Genomic DNA, 15,367 nt, shown 5'->3' with positions numbered 1-15,367 from the left:
GATACAGAAATTTGTTAAATACTTGAACGCATTCCCGAAAAAGTTCTATATTTGCAGCCGGGAAACCATACGCAATTTATAGAAATAATATACAAACCCTATCAAATAACGAATATGAAAAAGAGTAAATTCACCCCGTTGTGCTTCCTCTTGAGCGGAAGCATCCTGTTTTCATCCTGCATCGGCTCTTTCAAGCTGTTCAACAACCTCAAAGAGTGGAATCAAGGCGTGAGCGACAAGTTTGTCAACGAACTGATCTTCTTAGCTTTCCACATCGTTCCGATCTACCCGATCGCCTATCTGGCAGACGTTCTGGTGCTGAATTCCATCGAATTCTGGAGCGGTCGGAACCCCGTCTCGAGCATCGGCGATCAAAAGGAAATAAAGGGGGAAGACGGAGCCAACTATACCGTGACGACTACGGCCGACGGCTATCGCATCGCTAAAGAAGGCGAAAACGTTTCCCTCGACCTGGTATACGACAAAAAGGACAGGACGTGGAATGCCGTTTCGGGCAACGAACGTTACGAGCTCGTGCAAATGAACGAAGACGGCACGGCGACCTTAAACCTGCCGGACGGCAGATCGATGACCGTGACACCCGATGCGCAAGGCATAGCAACCGCCCGCGTGGCTGTTACGAGCGCTGCATTCGCCAAATAAAAGGGCAATGCGCCCCAAATTAAACGTAGGGAAACGCCTCTGTGCAACTTGCCGATAATCAGGTGTCTAAGGACGCGAAAACGGTCCTCTGAGACCATTCAAATTCCCTGCGCAGACAATTTTAAGAGAGTGCGCAGACAATTTTGAGAGAGTGCGCAGACAATTTTGATGGGCTGCGCAGGAGGGACATAAAAAGTAGGCCGCTTTGACGAGCGGCCTACTTTTCATCTATCGTGGGGACACTATCAGGAGAGATCGGCCAATTTGTTTTCCGATCCGAGGACATCGATGATTTTATGCTTGTACATCTTGGTCATTTCCTCGCGAGCCGGCCCGCAATACTTGCGCGGATCGAACTCTCCCGGCTTCTCATCGAATACTTTCCGAACGGCAGCCGTGAATGCCAGACGGGAGTCGGAATCGATGTTGATCTTGCAGACTGCACTTTTGGCAGCCTTCCGCAACTGTTCTTCGGGAATGCCTACCGCATCGGGCAATTTGCCGCCATGTGCATTGATCATATCCACATACTCCTGAGGAACGGAAGAGGAGCCGTGCAACACGATGGGGAAGCCCGGCAACTTGATCATGATCTCATCCAGGACGTCGAACGCCAGGGGAGGAGGAAGCAACCGGCCGGTCTTCGGGTCGCGCGTGCACTGTTCGGGTTTGAACTTATAAGCGCCGTGAGACGTTCCGATCGAAATGGCCAAGCTGTCTACGCCGGTCTTCCCCACGAAGTCCTGCACCTCTTCCGGTCTGGTATAGTGAGATTCTTCGGCCGACACCTCGTCTTCTACACCTGCCAATACGCCCAGTTCACCTTCCACCGTGATATCGAAGCGGTGAGCGTAATCGACCACCTGCTTGGTCAGGGCGACATTCTCCTCGTAAGGCAGGGCAGAGCCATCGATCATCACGGAAGAGAATCCCATATCGCAGCAACTTTTCGCCAGCTCGAACGAATCGCCATGATCCAAGTGCAGCGCGATCTCGGGATGCTTGCATCCCAACGACTTGGCGTACTCCACAGCGCCTTGCGCCATATATTCCAACAGAATTGGATTGGCATAGTTACGGGCGCCCTTGGACACCTGAAGGATAACCGGCGACTTCAGCTCGGCAGAAGCCGTAATAATAGCCTGCAACTGCTCCATGTTGTTGAAGTTGAATGCAGGGATCGCATAACCGCCTTTCATTGCTCTGGCAAACATGTCTCTTGTGTTTACCAAACCTAAATCTTTGTAATACATTTTACTATGTTTTATGGTTAGAAATACTGTTTTACTTCCGACCACAAAATTAGCAATAAATGTGACAAATCTGCGATAGTCGGCGTAAAATTGACTTCTAATTAACTTAATTTTATCTCGTTTCCGATAAAATGAAAAGTTTGACATATCGACTTTACAAAAGATCAGGATGTTAAAAAGAAGCCGATCAGAAAAAAAACAAAGAGATGCTTTTCCTTTTTTAAAGAAATGCGCTATCTTTGCAGACCGAAACATTATTCGAAATAAATAACAGTAAAATCATAATCGAAATGAAAAAGGATCTTCATCCCTCGGAATATCGCCCGGTCGTATTCAAGGATATGAGCAACGGCGATATGTTTTTGTCTCGCTCCACGTGCAGAGCCACTGAAACTATTGAGTTCGAAGGCGAAACTTACCCCTTGGTCAAGTTGGAAATCTCGAATACTTCGCACCCGTTCTACACCGGAAAATATAAATTAGTGGATACTGCCGGACGGGTGGATAAGTTCATGAACCGCTACGGCAATCGTTTTAAAAAGTAAGCTCAATCGAAGTGCCCTATAAAAAGACCGCTCCGTTCGGAAGCGGTCTTTTATGGTGATAAGCCCTTCTTCTCATCCTGCTTCCGAGGGCGTAAATTTCCCCTCCGTCCAAGAATAAACGAGGGGATCTTTTCGGAGGTAGGGACGTATCTTTTCCCGATCATCCTCCGATAAATAGTCGGGCGTCGTATATTCGAACCGAATAACGGCTCTTTCGACGGATAAGCTGGCTTTTATCAGATCCACGTCCGCTTTCTCTCGAAGCAGCTGGTAGGGCAAATCTGTCTGGGCAGGATTCCGAAAAAACGAATCGACCGGAGGGCAAGCGATATAGTCGGCCGTTTTCAATCGCTTCCACGAAATATCATAAAACTCGACCGCGCTGTCGCAAACCGGAGCGCATACTGTTCGAACCACGCATACGACTTTCGCCGAATCGTTTACCGAGAGCAGTTTCATCTCGACGGTACTTTGCGAGGTCATCTGCAAAAGCAAATAATCTTTCGTCAGCACTTTCAGTTCGGAAACCTCGCCGAGACGGTTTTTCACCTCAGCTTTCATCTTACTATCCACGAAGTCGACACAATCCATCCGATTGTTCTTGGTAAGCAAGGGCAAGATCGAATCGGGCATGGCCACCAATAAGGTGCGCATGTCCTGCGCACCGATATGAATCAGGCACAAGAGACTTCCTACCACTAAAGCGAATCCCCTCTTCATAGGTCAAAGCACCATCCAGCTATCCTTCCGTTTCCTGCAGGTCGCTATGAGGTAGAGCCCCCATAAGATCAGGGGGATGCTTAACTGCTGCCCGATATTCAAAGCCATCGTCACTTCTTCCTCCACCTGCGGATTCTTCAAGAATTCCAAACCGAAACGGGCTCCGAAGAAAATAAGCAGTGACACGCCGGTAATCAGCCCCACATATCGCTGCAAACGATACTTGCGGTACATGATCCAGGCCGTCAGCCCGGCTACCAGGCAATAGATCATCTCGTAAATCTGCGTCGGGTGACAAGGCAAACCTTCGTACAACTGGTGCCATTCGCGCGAACGGACAAACTCGAAACCCCACGGCATCGTCGTGGGGAAACCGTAAATTTCCGAATTCATCAGGTTACCGAAACGAATGCAGAAACACAGGGCCGCCACGCCGGGAATCATCCTGTCGAACAGCCACCATACGTTTTTATGAGTAACGCGCACGGAGAAGATAACCATACCGAGGATCAGACCGAACACACCGCCGTGACTGGCCAATCCGCCTTTCCAGATCTTCAGGATCTCCAACGGATGCGAGGTATAGAAATCCCATTCATAAAACAAACAATGCCCTAACCGAGAGCCTACTACCGTAAACACGAGGCAGTAAAGAAACAGTTTGTCCGGCCAATCTTTCGGGTTATTTTCTTTCAGCAAAATCCGACTTACGATTTCGTAGGCGAGAATAAATCCGATTCCCCACATCAAGCCGTACCAGCCTATCTCTATCGGACCTAACCGAAACAGGATAGGATCTGCATTCCATACTATACTTGTTACCATGTCTGCTTCATTTATATTTCCCTGACAAAGGAAACAAAAAAAATCGGTTAAAGGAAGAAAAGCAAATAAAAAGATACATCAAACCAAGCGCGCTATCAGGTCTTCCCGTTCGCCGTAGAGCAAATCGATGACAGGCAGTTCCACCAGCGTATAACAGCCCGGCCGTTGTCTCAACGCCGCCCGAGCCGCACATACCAACACCTGGCCGGTCAATGCCGGATTATTGATCTTCATGTCAAACTCGAACAACTGGTTTTGGGTCTTCCCGGAAACGCCTTTACGAACCAAGTTCACCCCATGCCCGTAATCCAACAAGTCGTCCACCGAAGGGACTTGACACACATAGGTTTCATCGTGGGCAAAGTAATCGTCCGCCTTGACAGCAGCGGCGACCTCTTCGAACTCATAACCGTCCTTCAGTTCGATGTAAACCATCCGGCGATGCATCCCCGTCCCCACGGGGATAGTCATCGACAAAGCCGCTTTCACGCCGTCGACGGCTTTTACGGCAACCGTATGCCCCATGCTCATTCCGGGGCCGAAATTGGTATAAGTAATCCCTTTCGGCGCCATAGCCTGCAATAAGGCGCGAACGACGGAATCGCTTCCCGGGTCCCATCCCGCCGCAACGACGGACACGACGCCGTTCGCCTTGGCGATCTCATCCAAAGAGCGGCGCAGCGCAAGAATCTGCGTATGCATGTCGAAGCTGTCCACCGTATGAATGCCTAACGAAAGAATTTTCTCGGCATACGCTTTCACCATCCTCGTAGGAGTAGCCAAAATCGCCACATCCACGCCTTCCAAATCCTCGATCTCCTTTACCACCGCACAGGAAGCGAGCTCCGCCGGTTTATTCTCCTCGCCCCGGCGGCGGACAACTCCTGCAAGATCAAAGTCGGGAGCCGCTTCCAAAGCCTCTACGACATACTTACCAATGTTACCGTAACCGACGACAGCCGCTTTAATCTTTTTCATCGTTCTCAATTTTCAATTTCTTTTTTCTACCAATTCCGTGCAAAAATAATCATTTCGATTGACTCCGCATGGCGAACGGACTTAATAAATCAAAACAAAAGACATAAATCTTGATGAAAAACATTATCTTTGCTTGTTATAACGAAGAATTACCATGATAGAATATGTAAAAGGCGAACTCGCGGAAGCAACGCCCACGACAGCCGTGGTCGATTGCAACGGAGTAGGATACGGCGTCAATATCTCTTTGAATACCTATTCGGCTATCTCCCACAAGAAAGAAGTGAAGCTGTTTATTTACGAAGCCATTCGGGAAGATGCTCATATACTCTTCGGCTTCTCGTCGAAGTTGGAACGCAACCTGTTTCTCCAACTCATTTCGGTACCCGGCATCGGAGGGAGCTCCGCCCGCATGATTCTGTCCGCCTTGTCTCCCCAAGAGTTGTGTACCATCATCGGCCAGGAAAACGTCAACATGCTGAAGACCGTAAAAGGCATCGGACTCAAGACAGCTCAACGGATTATCGTCGATTTGAAGGACAAGATAACCACCTTAGGCCTCGACACGGTTTCGAGCGAGACGATGACCTTGTCAGCGGCGGCGTCCGAAATCCACGACGAAGCGATCGCAGCATTGACGATGTTAGGCTTTGCGCAAGCCGCTTCGATCAAGGCGGTGAACGCGATTCTGAAAGAAGAACCGGACCTGCCGGTAGAGCGAGTGATAAAACTGGCGCTGAAAAGGCTTTAATCCTTGTTCTCTTCCATCTTCCGTTTTACGAAGTCGATCTTCAGACGAGCTTCTTTCCGCGCTTTCTCTATCTCTTCCATACCGGAAAGAATGCGGGCGAGGCGGCTCAATTCGACGATCGCCTTCCTGTCACTGACGGGCATGACCGTACGATAAGTCCTATCGCCGTTGAACTGCAAACGGATGTTTTTATCGGCGTGCTGCAGGACGAAAGCTACCACGCCCCCGTCAGCTCCCAACTTATAATCGACTTTTTCGATCGGCCGCCCCAAATCGGTAGTCTCATACCGATCGTCCGAGGGGGGCGTTTCGGCAGACTCGTCGCCGTCGCTCACTTTCACGGCGGTATGATGAATGCTTCCTCCCGCACAATAAATAGAAGTGATCGACATCTCTCCCCGTTCGCTTACCTGAGCGCGGAGAAAGGTACGGCCGATATTCCTCTCTACGGTTTGGGCAGGATAGAAATAATTGCCCGTTTCCTGATAAGCGGTATCTTTCTCTAACACGAAACGGCCTTTTATCGAATCGAACTGCGCCTGTTTAACCATCCTCATGCTGTCCAAATAGACCAAACTCTTCTGCTGTTCCTGCAAATCGGCCTGCTGCAACAACCTGATTCCTTTCTTCCGGCTCTCGAAAGCTTTCGGATAAAGCACCCGGATGCTATCGACCTGCAACTTGGCTTCGCTAAACTGTTGAGCGCTCAATGCTTTCTCCGCCTGCTTCAGATGCTCGGCGGCCTTTTGTTCGTCGACGTTGCCACAAGCATTCAATCCCGTCGCCAACAGCAGAATGATTCCTAACTTTTTCATGACCTTTACCTTATTATTGTTGCAAAAATACAATTTATCGACTATCATACCCATTTAAAAGCCAAAAAATAGTAATTTTACCACCGTTTAGCATAGAATATGGAACTGAAAAAATCTTTTACGGGCAAGATATTCCAATCGATCTCGGAAACAGCCGACGAGTTGGGCATGGAATGTTACGTAGTGGGAGGGTATGTGCGCGACCTGCTCTTGCATCGCCCGTCGACGGACATCGACGTCGTCGTCGTGGGAAACGGAATCGAAATAGCCAAGGCGCTATCGACGAAATTAGGCAAAGGCACGCACTTAACCGTGTTCAAGACCTTCGGGACCGCCCAGATCAAATATCGTCATACGGAAGTAGAATTCGTCGGAGCCAGGAAAGAATCGTACAGTCACGACAGCCGGAAACCGATCGTCGAAAACGGGACGCTGGAGGACGACCAAAACCGGCGCGACTTTACGATCAATGCCTTGGCCGTTTGCCTGAACCGAGATCGCTTCGGGGAACTGATCGATCCCTTCGACGGATTAAGCGATTTGGACGAGGGCATCATCCGCACCCCGCTCGATGCGGACATCACTTTCAGCGACGACCCCCTGCGCATGATGCGCTGCATCCGCTTTGCCACCCAGCTGAACTTCTTCATCGAAGACGAGACGTTCGACGCCCTTACGCGCAACAGAGAACGTATCGCCATCATTTCCAAAGAACGGATTGCAGAGGAACTGAACAAGATCATCCTCTCCCCCGTCCCCTCGAAAGGATTTGTCGACCTCGATCGTTGCGGCCTGTTGCAACTCGTCTTCCCCGAATTAGTCGCCTTGCAAGGCGTCGAAGTCAGAAACGGGCGTGGTCACAAAGAAAACTTTTACCATACATTGGAAGTATTGGATAATATCTCCAAGCAGACCGACAACCTCTGGCTGCGTTGGGCAGCCTTATTGCACGACATCGGCAAACCCAAGACCAAACGCTGGGCCCCCGCGATCGGCTGGACTTTTCACAGTCATAACTTCGTAGGAGAACAAATGATTCCGGCCATCTTCCGCAAGATGAAGCTCCCGATGAACGAAAAGATGAAGTATGTCCAGAAATTAGTCGGGCTGCACATGCGCCCTATCGCCATCGCCGACGCGGAAGTGACCGATTCCGCCGTACGCCGCTTGCTCTACGAGGCGGGCGAAGACATCGATGACCTGATGTTGCTTTGCGAGGCGGATATTACCTCGAAGAACGAAGTCCGCAAAAAAAGATTCTTAGACAACTTCCAACTCGTCCGCCGAAAGTTGAAAGACTTACGGGAGAAAGATTACAAGCGACTGCTTCAGCCCTGCATCGACGGCAACGAAATCATGGAGCTGTTCCACCTAGCCCCAAGCAGAGAGGTGGGAATCCTGAAACAGACATTGAAGAATGCCGTACTCGACAATAACGTAGAAAACAAACGCGAGCCCCTCATGCGACTGTTGATGGAGGAAGCGAAAAAGCTCGGACTGACCGCGCAGGACAAAGCAACCTGAACCTCTTCCTTCCAATCGCCTCAACGTTTTCCAGGAGATTAGTATCTTTTTGAAAAAAGATTAGTATCTTTTGAAAGAAAGATTAGTATCTTTGGGGAGAAAGATTAGTGTCTTTTTAAAAGAACCATGCCATTCAGCACTTTTCCCCTTAAGAAAATAAGGGCATGAATTTCCCTTCCTAATTTTCGCGCATACAAAGGAAAGAAAAATAACATATTCGGTGGCATCATTTCAGTTCCATCCGATACACGTTCGTTTCTTTTCGAAGGAAACCTGCCGAACGATATAAGCCGTTGGCAGCGACACGTTTCGGGCTCGAGGTGAGCATCAACACTCCCTTTCTCCCTTTCACATAGTTCAGAACGAAGTCGACCAGTTCCCGGCCGAGATGTCGGCCGCGACAAGAACGGTCTACCGTCACATCCTCTATCCACCATTTTCTACCCGAAGGGGTGAGGTAAGTCGCCAACACAGCCATTCCGACTATCGTTTCTTCTTCTTTCATGACAAACAGATGCACGTTGTCCGACGCCACCACCTGCCGGAAGTCATCGGCAGATAGAGGAGAAAGCGTCGGGTTCAATTGGAGCAGCAAAGCATTGATCCCCTTCAGATCGCGCTCGTCCGTCTCGCAAAGTTCTGCAATTCTCATCATAACGGATATCGAGAGGAAGCTCGACCGGAAGTCCGACAGGACGTATGAAGCCAGGCTCTCAGCTCGTCCCACATCCACAAACACGTACCTAAGAAGTTGAATCGTTTCATCGCCGTTATCTCATTTAAAAATTCCCTGAATCGAAATCGGCTCTTCGGCATAGTTCCGGCGTATCTTCAGCGCCGCCCCCTTCTCGGTCAAAGTCATCGACACCTCCAAGGCGCTGTACCAGTCCACAAATTGCAACTTGAAATCGAAAGTAAACCGGTCGGTCCAAGCATAACAACCGGCTGCGGCAAAGGGTCCGGCGATACCCTTGAAGCGATCCTTCGCCCAAACGGTATAAGGAGGATGCATCGAAGTCGAAGCGGTCAGCCACTGTCCGTACCCCAGAGGCAACTCATACGAACGTCCTCCCTTATCGGTAATCCGAAGCATTAACTGCCGGTTATACCGACGAACCTCCAACGAAGTCCAACCGAACTCGTTCTCTCCCATTTCGATCGGATGCTCAAAGAGGGCGTTCTCTTCCGGAGATCCGGCTTTCCCCTGCACACACGGATATGCGTATCCGTTTATCTTTTTCATCAGGCGGGCAAATTCTTTCCGCGATTTGTCCACCTGATCCGTTACGGCAGGGAGCAACAAGCTGAATATGTTATGCAGCGGCGTTTTCAACGAGCATTCGGTAATCACCACCACCATGTCTTTATCGGGACTCAGGACGATGTACTGCCCGAAAGCGCCGTCAGCCCGGACCGATCGGCGATCTTCGCATATCCACATCTGATAGCCGTATCCCTCGCCGCCGTTATCGATCTGTTTGCTCATCATCTGGACAACCCAATCGTGCGGTAACAACTGTTTCCCCTTCCATTCGCCACCACGCAGCAACAATTGCCCGAACTTCGCCATCGATTCGGGCTGGATATACAACCCCCATCCGCCGGTATTATATCCTTCCGGACTCTCCTCCCATTCCACATCGGTAATATGCATGGCATTGAAAAGCTTCAGCTTCAGATAATCCAGCACTTTCATGCCGGTCACCTTCTGTACGATGGCCGAAAGCAGATAAGTGCAAAACGAATCGTATCTGAACGTTTTCCCCGGAGTCAACACATCTTTAGCAAATAATTGCGGAATCCATTCCGTCGCCTGCGAGCGAAGATCCCAATCCGGCTCAATCCCCGACGACATCGTCAACAGATCGCGGACCGTCATCGCGGAGAGATTAGGCGATATCGAATCCGGCATCTCCGCCGGAAAGAACACCGCCACCCGGTCTGTCAATCGCAAACGATTATCTGCCCAAGCAAGCCCCACCGCAGCGCTGATAAAGGTCTTCGAGCAAGAAAACATCGTATGCTTATACTTGTCGGCAAACGGTTTCGGATAAGCTTCCGCGATCACTTTCCCGTGGCGGAGCACCATCACGCTGTGTATCTGATATACGGGATAACGGATTATAGAATCCAAGAAGACTCCTATCCGCTTGGAAGATACGCCTTCCGCTTCGGGCGTCGACCTCGGCAATTCGTTGGTCTGAGCGCAGGCCGTACCCGCCGTAAACAGAATCAGCAACACAACGACATCTTTTCGTAAACTTCTCATGGCCTCGTTTTTTATATGAAACAAAAGTAATCATTTCCCTTCAAATCGTACCAAAGCCATCCATTTTTATTTAACGAAGATGCCGCAGGGCCGCAGAATCGAATCGCAGCACGCATCAGTGCTAAAAAACAAAAGAGAAATTTGTTGTTTTTTAAAGTTTAGATAATTTTGCACCATTATTTTCAGATTCGCAGGATGAAAAAGACAGATCGAATAACATGCTTGACGCTTTTAATGCTGATGCTTTCGATGACGGCTACATTAAGGGCGCAGACTGCCTCCAGCGACTCTATCGTGCTCCACTACCTCGGCGAACAGGGGATACCCGTCACTTACAACAACGGGGTGAAACTCTTGAAAAGCGGGCGAGAAAAATTCGACGACCTGTTCCACGCCATCCGACAGGCCAAACATCATATCCACTTGGAGTATTTCAACTTTCGCAACGACTCGATCGCTCGTGCCGTATTCGTATTATTAGCCCAGAAAGTCGAAGAAGGCGTAGAGGTAAGGGTGCTGTTCGACGCCTTTGGAAATATGTCGAACAATCGTCCGCTGAAAAAGGTGCATCTCGACTCCATCCGTGCGTCGGGCATCGAAATGGTAAAATTCGACCCCATTCGCTTCCCGTGGCTGAATCATATCTTTCATCGCGACCATCGGAAAATCGTAGTCATCGACGGAGAAATCGGCTATACGGGAGGGATGAACATAGCCGATTATTACATTCACGGCCTACCGAAAATTGGTCCGTGGCACGATATACATATCCGCATAAAAGGAGAAGCCGTAAGTTATCTGCAAGACATCTTTCTGACCATGTGGAACAGCTGTACCAAGCAACAAGTAGAGGGCCCAGCCTATTATCCGTTCCGGCAACGGGAAGCGAACGGAAGCGAAGATGGGGGGAATACCGGCATCGCCATCATCGATCGGGTCCCCCAAAAGACACCCAAGATCATCCGACGGATGTATGTCGAATCGATTAACGCCGCCCAGAAAAAGATACAAATCATCAACCCCTATTTCGTCCCCACGCATAGCATCAAGAAGGCCATCAAAAAGGCATTGAGACGCGGAATCAAGATTGAGATCATGATACCGGGGCAATCGGATATCTCCTTCACGCCGGAAGCATCGTACTACACCGTCAACAGTCTGCGAAAAAAAGGGGCGGAAATCTACATCCACCACAACGGTTTCCATCATTCCAAAATCATGATGGTAGACAGCCTGTTCTGTACGATCGGCAGTAGCAATCTCAACAGTCGCAGCCTTCGGTTCGACTATGAAGTCAATGCATTCGTCTTCGACAAGGCTACGACCAACGAGCTAAGCAACATATTCGAAGACGACAAACGGCAATCCACCTTCTTAACGCAAGCAGAATACAAGAAAAAATCCGCATGGAAACGTTTCGTCGGTTGGTTCGCCCACCTCTTTATACCTGTTTTATAAAAATAACAGTTTTTAGGCCTGCAAAACTACAATATTTTTCTTACTTTTGTCACATGCGTATCCTTCCCTGAACAGGAAACCAGAGAAAAAGTAAAAGATACAGAATGAGTGTTATAGATTTTATCAAACATACGGATCGCACCGCCTTTTCGCTTGAAGTACTCCCTCCGCTGAAAGGAACCGGGATAGAGAAACTATACCAAACAGTCGACTTACTGCGCGAATTTGATCCGAAATATATCAATATCACTACCCACCGAAGCGAATATGTTTACAAAGACTTGGGGAACGGTTTGTACGCACGGCATCGCGTCCGTCGCCGGCCGGGAACAGTAGCCGTAGCCGCCGCCTTGCAAAACAAGTACAACATTCCAACGGTTCCGCACGTACTTTGCAGCGGTTTTACCCGCGAAGATACCGAATATCAGCTGTTAGACTTGCAATTCTTGGGTATTACCGACATTTTGGTGCTGCGTGGCGATAAAGCCAAAGATCAAGCAGCGTTCGTACCCGAACAGGGAGGAAATGCACATGCCATCGATTTGGAAAAGCAGATCAACGACTTCAATAACGGTTTGTTTGTAGACGGTTCACCGATCATCGTGACCGGCACTCCTTTCCACTATGGCGTATCCTGCTACCCCGAGAAGCACGAAGAAGCACCCAACATGGAACAAGATATTTATTGGTTGAAAAAGAAAATAGAGGCCGGGGCAGAATATGCCGTATCCCAAATGTTCTACGACAACCGAAAATTCTTCAGCTTTATAAAGCGAGTGCGAAAAGAAGGGATCCGCGTCCCCATCGTTCCGGGCATTAAGCCTCTTTGCAAACTGAATCAAATCACCATGATTCCCCAAACGTTCAAGATAGATCTTCCCAAAGAACTGGCAGCGGAAGCTATCAAGTGCAATACCGACGAAGAAGCGAAAGCGTTGGGCATAGAATGGTGCATCTATCAATGCAAAGAACTGATCGCGCATCGCGTGCCAAGCATTCATTTCTATTCGATGGGAGCGGCCGAAAGTATCAAACAAATAGCCCAAGCCATTTACTGATGTATTTCCGCGATGTCATAGGGCAACAAGCTGCAAAGAGAAAACTCCTTGCGGAAATAAGGGAAGGAAGAATCCCTCACGCACTCCTTCTGTGCGGTCCGCAAGGCTCCGGGAAGCTGCCCTTGGCAATGGCCTATGCCCGATATATCTGTTGCGAACATCCGACGGAGGAAGAGGCTTGCGGGGAATGTCAAAGTTGCCGGTTGTTCAACAAATTGATTCATCCGGACGTGCACTTCATCTTCCCGGTGATTCGGAAGAAAGGCGAAACCGTTTCGGACGATTGGATCAACGAGTGGAGAGAATTGATACGAAAAGATCCCTACTTCAGTCCGAATCATTGGTTGGCTGCCATGAACGCAGAAAATCAGCAACCGGCGATCTACGTAAAAGAAAGCGATGAAATCATCCGTAAACTGAGCATAAAATCCATGTTAGGCGGATATAAAATCGTTATCATCTGGATGCCGGAGAAAATGAATACGGAATGTAGCAACAAGCTGCTGAAGATTTTAGAAGAACCGCCTGTACAGACAGTGTTCCTGATGGTCTCGGAAGAACCTGCCCTCCTATTGCCGACGATCTTAAGCCGTACCCAACGATTTAATATCCATCGACTGGAAGAACAGGAAATCGTAGATAAGTTATTGCAGACAGGATTGATCGAAACAGATGCGAGAACGATTGCTCACAGCGCAGAAGGCAGCTATCAGAAAGCATTGGAAACCATTCGCATAGACAACGACAAAGAAGAGTATTTTAATTTATTCGTCCAACTGATGCGACTGGCTTACATGAGAAATGTAAAAGATCTGAAAGCCTGGAGCGAAGACGCGGCTAACAAAGGCCGGGAATGGCAAAAGAACTTCTTGGGATATTGTCAGCGGATGGTAAGAGAAAACTTTATCTATAATTTCCATCAACCGGATATGGTATACCTGAATCCGGAGGAAAAAGAATTCTCGCAAAACTTTGCCCCATTTATCAATGAACGGAATGTGATCGGTATCATGAACGAATTAAACGAAGCGGCACAACATGTCGAAAGGAATGTAAATTCCAAAATGATCTTCTTTGATTTTGCATTGAAGATGATCATGTTGTTAGTAAAAAATAAAATAAGAAAGATCAAATGACAGATAATCATTTTAAACTGAGGTGTGGCGGCGGCCTTTGCTGCAAAGGTTGCGGCAAGCAAGACCGACAGCTAAACACCTACGACTGGCTGGCCGATATTCCCGGCAATGCCGACGAACAGGAAATGGTGGAAGTGCAGTTCAAGAATACCCGTAAAAGTTACTTCAGGAACAGCAATCGACTGAGATTGGAAAAAGGTGACATCGTGGCCGTAGAGGCCAATCCCGGACACGACATCGGGGTGGTCACACTGACAGGGAAGTTGGTCCTCTTGCAGATGAAAAAGGCCAATCTGAAATCGGATATGGAAATCAAACGAATCTACCGGAAAGTAAAACCGGTAGACATGGATAAGTATAAAGAAGCAAAAGAGAAAGAACATGCTACCATGATCCGATCCCGCCAAATCGCCAAAGAACTCAATCTACAGATGAAAATCGGGGATGTAGAGTATCAGGGAGACGGGAATAAGGCAATCTTCTATTACATAGCCGACGAACGGGTCGACTTCCGCCGGCTGATCAAGGTGTTGGCCGAAACATTCCACGTGCGCATCGAAATGAAACAGATCGGAGCCCGCCAAGAGGCTGGCCGAATAGGTGGTATCGGCCCCTGCGGCAGAGAGTTGTGTTGTGCGACATGGATGACTAATTTCGTTTCAGTCTCGACCGGCGCCGCCCGTATTCAGGATATTTCGCTGAACCCTCAGAAGCTAGCCGGACAATGTGCGAAACTGAAGTGTTGTCTCAATTATGAAATAGATTCGTATGTGGAAGCCCAGCATAAATTACCGAGCAAAGAGATCGAATTGGAAACAAGCACGGGGACATTCTATTTTGCAAAAGCCGACATCCTCAAAGGGCTTATTACCTATTCGTCGGACAAGAACATGTTGGCAAATACAGTCACCATCTCTGCCACACGCGCTTTCCAAATCATCAGCATGAACCGGTACGGAGAAAAGCCGGACAACTTGACAGAAACCGAGCAAAAGAATAATCTCGATAAAACTGTCGACTTGGTCGAACAGGAAAGTCTGACCCGCTTCGACAAACGTAAAAGCAACAACAGAAAGAAAAGATATAAAAACGGGAACTGGTCGCGACAAGGAGAAAACAATCTACCGCAATCCAATAATCAGACAGCGCAAAATCAACTATCAAATGCCGATTCTGAACAGAAAGACAACCCCAATAAGATAAGACATTCGAATAAACAGGGATTCGGTAACCCGAACAGACCGTCGAAGGATAACAACCGTCGAGACAACGGAAACAAGGGCCCCAAGAATGAGAACAGGAGAAACATTCCGCAGCATAAACAGATAAACAACGACCAACCGATAAAATAAAGAAAATAATGAAAATCCGA

The 15,367-nt window shown here is 48.7% G+C and carries 15 protein-coding genes; 8 read left to right on the top strand and 7 right to left on the bottom strand.

The genetic code is table 11. The annotated features are described in order from the left end of the window. Positions 1-114 precede the first annotated feature (114 nt). Positions 115-663, top strand: coding sequence for a DUF3332 domain-containing protein (locus BN102_RS03015; protein WP_019207597.1), 549 nt, complete (start codon positions 115-117; stop codon positions 661-663). Positions 664-908: 245 nt separating this feature from the next. Here BN102_RS03015 and BN102_RS03010 read toward each other — a convergent pair whose 3' ends face one another. Continuing rightward, positions 909-1,916 carry a class II fructose-bisphosphate aldolase gene (locus tag BN102_RS03010; protein ID WP_021312217.1) on the bottom strand — a complete coding sequence of 336 codons (1,008 nt, stop codon included), beginning with the start codon at positions 1,914-1,916 and terminating at the stop codon, positions 909-911. 290 nt (positions 1,917-2,206) lie between these two features. Between BN102_RS03010 and BN102_RS03005 the strand changes: the two genes are divergently transcribed. Then, entirely contained in the window at positions 2,207-2,461 is a 255-nt protein-coding gene (locus BN102_RS03005; RefSeq protein WP_035456847.1) for a type B 50S ribosomal protein L31, read from the top strand. 72 nt (positions 2,462-2,533) lie between these two features. On the opposite strand, the gene BN102_RS03000 is transcribed toward BN102_RS03005, so the two are convergent. The 3 genes from BN102_RS03000 to BN102_RS02990 form a co-directional block, all read right to left on the bottom strand. After that, positions 2,534-3,181, bottom strand: a complete 648-nt coding sequence (locus BN102_RS03000) for a DUF3256 family protein (protein WP_019207594.1) — start codon at positions 3,179-3,181, stop codon at positions 2,534-2,536. 3 nt (positions 3,182-3,184) lie between these two features. Then, positions 3,185-4,006: a prolipoprotein diacylglyceryl transferase gene (gene lgt, locus BN102_RS02995; RefSeq protein WP_019207593.1), complete on the bottom strand. Its 822-nt coding sequence runs from the start codon at positions 4,004-4,006 to the stop codon at positions 3,185-3,187. A gap of 78 nt (positions 4,007-4,084) precedes the next feature. Next, positions 4,085-4,984: a diaminopimelate dehydrogenase gene (locus tag BN102_RS02990; protein ID WP_036787158.1), complete on the bottom strand. Its 900-nt coding sequence runs from the start codon at positions 4,982-4,984 to the stop codon at positions 4,085-4,087. A 154-nt stretch (positions 4,985-5,138) separates the two neighbouring features. On the opposite strand from BN102_RS02990, the gene ruvA reads away from it, so the two are divergent. Continuing rightward, positions 5,139-5,735: a Holliday junction branch migration protein RuvA gene (gene ruvA / locus BN102_RS02985; protein WP_019207591.1), complete on the top strand. Its 597-nt coding sequence runs from the start codon at positions 5,139-5,141 to the stop codon at positions 5,733-5,735. On the opposite strand, the gene BN102_RS02980 is transcribed toward ruvA, so the two are convergent. Continuing rightward, positions 5,732-6,550, bottom strand: a complete 819-nt coding sequence (locus BN102_RS02980) for a hypothetical protein (protein ID WP_035456843.1) — start codon at positions 6,548-6,550, stop codon at positions 5,732-5,734. The two genes, ruvA and BN102_RS02980, sit on opposite strands and share 4 nt — an antisense overlap. Positions 6,551-6,649: 99 nt before the next feature. Between BN102_RS02980 and BN102_RS02975 the strand changes: the two genes are divergently transcribed. Beyond that, positions 6,650-8,074 (top strand): CCA tRNA nucleotidyltransferase, encoded by a 1,425-nt coding sequence (locus tag BN102_RS02975; RefSeq protein ID WP_019207589.1) that lies wholly within the window; start codon positions 6,650-6,652, stop codon positions 8,072-8,074. Positions 8,075-8,300: 226 nt separating this feature from the next. Here BN102_RS02975 and BN102_RS02970 read toward each other — a convergent pair whose 3' ends face one another. Both BN102_RS02970 and BN102_RS02965 read right to left on the bottom strand, forming a co-directional pair. After that, complete coding sequence (locus BN102_RS02970) at positions 8,301-8,729, bottom strand: GNAT family N-acetyltransferase (RefSeq protein WP_156810919.1); 429 nt, start codon at positions 8,727-8,729, stop codon at positions 8,301-8,303. Between the two features lie 120 nt (positions 8,730-8,849). Continuing rightward, complete coding sequence (locus BN102_RS02965; protein WP_019207587.1) at positions 8,850-10,343, bottom strand: serine hydrolase domain-containing protein; 1,494 nt, start codon at positions 10,341-10,343, stop codon at positions 8,850-8,852. A 234-nt stretch (positions 10,344-10,577) separates the two neighbouring features. Here BN102_RS02965 and cls point away from each other — a divergent pair, with 234 nt between their 5' ends. From cls to BN102_RS02945, 4 genes are all read left to right on the top strand, one after another. Beyond that, positions 10,578-11,801, top strand: coding sequence for a cardiolipin synthase (cls, locus tag BN102_RS02960; RefSeq protein ID WP_021312231.1), 1,224 nt, complete (start codon positions 10,578-10,580; stop codon positions 11,799-11,801). A 104-nt stretch (positions 11,802-11,905) separates the two neighbouring features. After that, positions 11,906-12,859, top strand: a complete 954-nt coding sequence (metF, locus tag BN102_RS02955; RefSeq protein ID WP_019207585.1) for a methylenetetrahydrofolate reductase [NAD(P)H] — start codon at positions 11,906-11,908, stop codon at positions 12,857-12,859. Beyond that, complete coding sequence (gene holB / locus BN102_RS02950; protein ID WP_019207584.1) at positions 12,859-13,995, top strand: DNA polymerase III subunit delta'; 1,137 nt, start codon at positions 12,859-12,861, stop codon at positions 13,993-13,995. The genes metF and holB overlap by 1 nt, the downstream gene beginning before the upstream one ends. Then, positions 13,992-15,347 carry a PSP1 domain-containing protein gene (locus tag BN102_RS02945; RefSeq protein ID WP_019207583.1) on the top strand — a complete coding sequence of 452 codons (1,356 nt, stop codon included), beginning with the start codon at positions 13,992-13,994 and terminating at the stop codon, positions 15,345-15,347. The genes holB and BN102_RS02945 overlap by 4 nt, the downstream gene beginning before the upstream one ends. Positions 15,348-15,367: the final 20 nt, after the last annotated feature.

The sequence above is a fragment of the Phocaeicola abscessus CCUG 55929 genome, assembly GCF_000312445.1.
Lineage (GTDB): Bacteria > Bacteroidota > Bacteroidia > Bacteroidales > Bacteroidaceae > Phocaeicola > Phocaeicola abscessus.
The sequence above is the reverse complement of the archived record's forward strand: the minus strand, read 5'-3'. Positions and strand labels throughout refer to the sequence as shown.

Bases quoted from the DNA above. Each gene is read 5' to 3' on its own strand.
- BN102_RS03015 (WP_019207597.1), top strand. From the start codon at position 115: ATGAAAAAGAGTAAATTCACCCCGTTGTGCTTCCTCTTGAGCGGAAGC.
- BN102_RS03010 (WP_021312217.1), bottom strand. From the start codon at position 1,916: ATGTATTACAAAGATTTAGGTTTGGTAAACACAAGAGACATGTTTGCC.
- BN102_RS03005 (WP_035456847.1), top strand. From the start codon at position 2,207: ATGAAAAAGGATCTTCATCCCTCGGAATATCGCCCGGTCGTATTCAAG.
- BN102_RS03000 (WP_019207594.1), bottom strand. From the start codon at position 3,181: ATGAAGAGGGGATTCGCTTTAGTGGTAGGAAGTCTCTTGTGCCTGATT.
- lgt (WP_019207593.1), bottom strand. From the start codon at position 4,006: ATGGTAACAAGTATAGTATGGAATGCAGATCCTATCCTGTTTCGGTTA.
- BN102_RS02990 (WP_036787158.1), bottom strand. From the start codon at position 4,984: ATGAAAAAGATTAAAGCGGCTGTCGTCGGTTACGGTAACATTGGTAAG.
- ruvA (WP_019207591.1), top strand. From the start codon at position 5,139: ATGATAGAATATGTAAAAGGCGAACTCGCGGAAGCAACGCCCACGACA.
- BN102_RS02980 (WP_035456843.1), bottom strand. From the start codon at position 6,550: ATGAAAAAGTTAGGAATCATTCTGCTGTTGGCGACGGGATTGAATGCT.
- BN102_RS02975 (WP_019207589.1), top strand. From the start codon at position 6,650: ATGGAACTGAAAAAATCTTTTACGGGCAAGATATTCCAATCGATCTCG.
- BN102_RS02970 (WP_156810919.1), bottom strand. From the start codon at position 8,729: ATGATGAGAATTGCAGAACTTTGCGAGACGGACGAGCGCGATCTGAAG.
- BN102_RS02965 (WP_019207587.1), bottom strand. From the start codon at position 10,343: ATGAGAAGTTTACGAAAAGATGTCGTTGTGTTGCTGATTCTGTTTACG.
- cls (WP_021312231.1), top strand. From the start codon at position 10,578: ATGCTGATGCTTTCGATGACGGCTACATTAAGGGCGCAGACTGCCTCC.
- metF (WP_019207585.1), top strand. From the start codon at position 11,906: ATGAGTGTTATAGATTTTATCAAACATACGGATCGCACCGCCTTTTCG.
- holB (WP_019207584.1), top strand. From the start codon at position 12,859: ATGTATTTCCGCGATGTCATAGGGCAACAAGCTGCAAAGAGAAAACTC.
- BN102_RS02945 (WP_019207583.1), top strand. From the start codon at position 13,992: ATGACAGATAATCATTTTAAACTGAGGTGTGGCGGCGGCCTTTGCTGC.